This is a genomic window from Gloeomargarita sp. SKYB120 (genome assembly GCA_025062155.1).
Taxonomy (GTDB): Bacteria; Cyanobacteriota; Cyanobacteriia; order Gloeomargaritales; family Gloeomargaritaceae; genus Gloeomargarita.
In genome coordinates, this window is record JANXAM010000064.1 from 1 (window position 1) to 2132 (window position 2132).

The window sequence follows — 2132 nt, forward strand, 5'->3', positions numbered from 1 at the left end:
TGCACCAACTTTTTCCTGGACCCCAACGGTCATGGGGATGATTGGTTGGAGAAATACTATGACTATCAAAATCAACCGTTGTATCCAACCCCTGAACGTTTAGCAACGCCGCCGCTTACCTTCAAAACACCCCAAATCGCTCTGGCAGACGTTCCCCAAACCTTTCACTTAAATTGCGTGCCAAATTCCTGGTTCAAAGGGGGAGAATCTCAAGCGCAAGCCACGCTGAAATCCTTTTTAGAGCGCCGTTTTCAGGGTTATCACTGGAGACTTTCTCGCCCTTGGTTAGCCCAGCAGGGCAGTACATCCCATCTCTCACCCCATCTAACCTTTGGCACCATTAGTAGCCGGCAAGTCTATCAAGCAGTGCAACAAAAACGCTGCGAATATCCTGACCATCACCGCGCTGTTTTATCCCTACGAGCGTTTCGGGACCGGTTGCGTTGGCGTGATTCAGCCAGTCAACGTTTATACGATAATCCCCACCTGGTGCATCAAAATCTCTACCCTGAATTTGACGATTATTACACCGACGAACCCCTACCGCCGGAAAAACAGGAATTATTCTGGCGCTGGCAACAAGGGTTGACCGGATTTCCCTTGGTAGATGCCAGTATGCGGCAGTTACGGCACATGGGGTGGATGAATTTTCGGATGCGGGCCATGTGCGCCACGTTTTTAACTATCAATTGTGGGATTTCTTGGCATCATGGGGCGCGGCACTATATGCAGTATTTGATTGATGGGGATTTAGCGATTGACCACTGGCAATGGCAAAGTCAAGCAGGGATTACCAATCCCCTATCCCCCGGTTTTCGCATTTATAACCCTGAGCGCAACGCCCGTGAACGGGATGAAAACTGGCAATTTATTCATTACTGGGTGCCGGAGTTACGTGCCATTCGACCAGAGGATTGGGGCAAAGTGACGGTTGCTAACTACCCCCCACCCATGCTGGATTGGTCTAAAACTCGACAACAAAATGGGCTGATCATTCAACAAATCCGTGAGCGTATCCGTCAACGACTGCAAGCCGAAGGCGGTCTGGAATTACAACGGGCGCAGTGGACTCAAGAGGCTATCAAACGCTATCACCAGCGCTGGAAAAAATACTATGAACAGGTCGCCGGTGTGCAGCAGCTATCGTTGGATTTGGGCGGTGAACTACAGTAGTGGAAGTGACACGCTGTAAGAAACGGTAGAATGTTGCTACTGATGGTACAAACCGTCTATGGTAACCTTGCAACTGCACCAATTAGAGATTCCCCCTGGTCAACGTTTGGTCATTCGCGGCCTAGATTGGACCGACTTTGACGCTATCCTGACCGAATTGGGTGAAAAGCGTGGTAGTCGTATTGCCTATGTTGATGGTGTGCTGGAGATCAGAATGCCTTTACCTAAACATGAGCGACTGAAGTCAATACTTAGTGATATTGTGAAACTGCTGCTGGAAGAGTTGGGCATTGACTGCGAGTGTTTTGGTTCCAGCACATTCAAGAACCAAAAGATGGACTGTGGCGTCGAGCCGGATGACTGTTTCTATATCCAAAACTACCGACAGGTTATTGGGAAAGATCGCTTTGATTTAACCATTGACCCACCCCCTGACCTAGTCTTGGAAGTGGATGTGACATCGAAAACCCAACTGGAAGCCTACATTCGTTTAGGCGTGCCGGAGCTTTGGGTTTATGCAGATGGCGAATTGCAGATTTACTTGTTACGAAACGGTGTCTATCAACCTGTAGGTGAAAGCCCGATATCTCCAGGATTGCCGGTGAAAGTATGGGTGCAGGATGTGCTGAACAATAGTGCTCAAATGGGGCGTAGCCAAGCCCTGCGCACCTTACGTCAAACTATCCGCCAGCACTTGGCCCAAACGGATTAGCCCGCGCAGCGGGTGCAACTAGCGGCACATAACTTTGCTTGCGGGGTTGTTGATTTTGCCAGAGCACCAGTGCAGCAATTGCCAACAGAAAATACCCAAACCCTTTTTGCAAGTGGGCCGGATGGATAAACTGCGCCAAATAAGCTCCTGCCACTGTTCCGATGCCGGCCAAAAGCGTGAAATTGACCGTCAAATGCCAGTCCAGATGCACATGCCCTAGATAACCCGCTAAACCGGCTAGGGAATT

The 2132-nt window shown here is 49.7% G+C and carries 3 protein-coding genes; 2 read left to right on the forward strand and 1 reads right to left on the reverse strand.

The genetic code is table 11. The features are described 5' to 3' along the window. Together NZ705_12390 and NZ705_12395 are read left to right on the forward strand one after the other, a co-directional pair. Window positions 1-1173: FAD-binding domain-containing protein (locus NZ705_12390; GenBank protein ID MCS7293741.1), on the forward strand; the 1173-nt coding region annotated here is incomplete at its 5' end. 58 nt (window positions 1174-1231) lie between these two features. Further along, the gene (locus tag NZ705_12395) at window positions 1232-1885 is read left to right on the forward strand and encodes a Uma2 family endonuclease (GenBank protein ID MCS7293742.1); all 654 of its coding nucleotides are present in this window, start codon (window positions 1232-1234) and stop codon (window positions 1883-1885) included. On the opposite strand, the gene NZ705_12400 is transcribed toward NZ705_12395, so the two are convergent. Beyond that, on the reverse strand, window positions 1854-2132 hold a 279-nt coding region (locus NZ705_12400), incomplete at its 5' end, for a sulfite exporter TauE/SafE family protein (GenBank protein MCS7293743.1). The genes NZ705_12395 and NZ705_12400 overlap by 32 nt on opposite strands.

What these genes read in the sequence shown, in the direction of transcription:
- NZ705_12395 (MCS7293742.1), top strand. Translation starts at nt 1,232, where the DNA reads ATGGTAACCTTGCAACTGCACCAATTAGAGATTCCCCCTGGTCAACGT.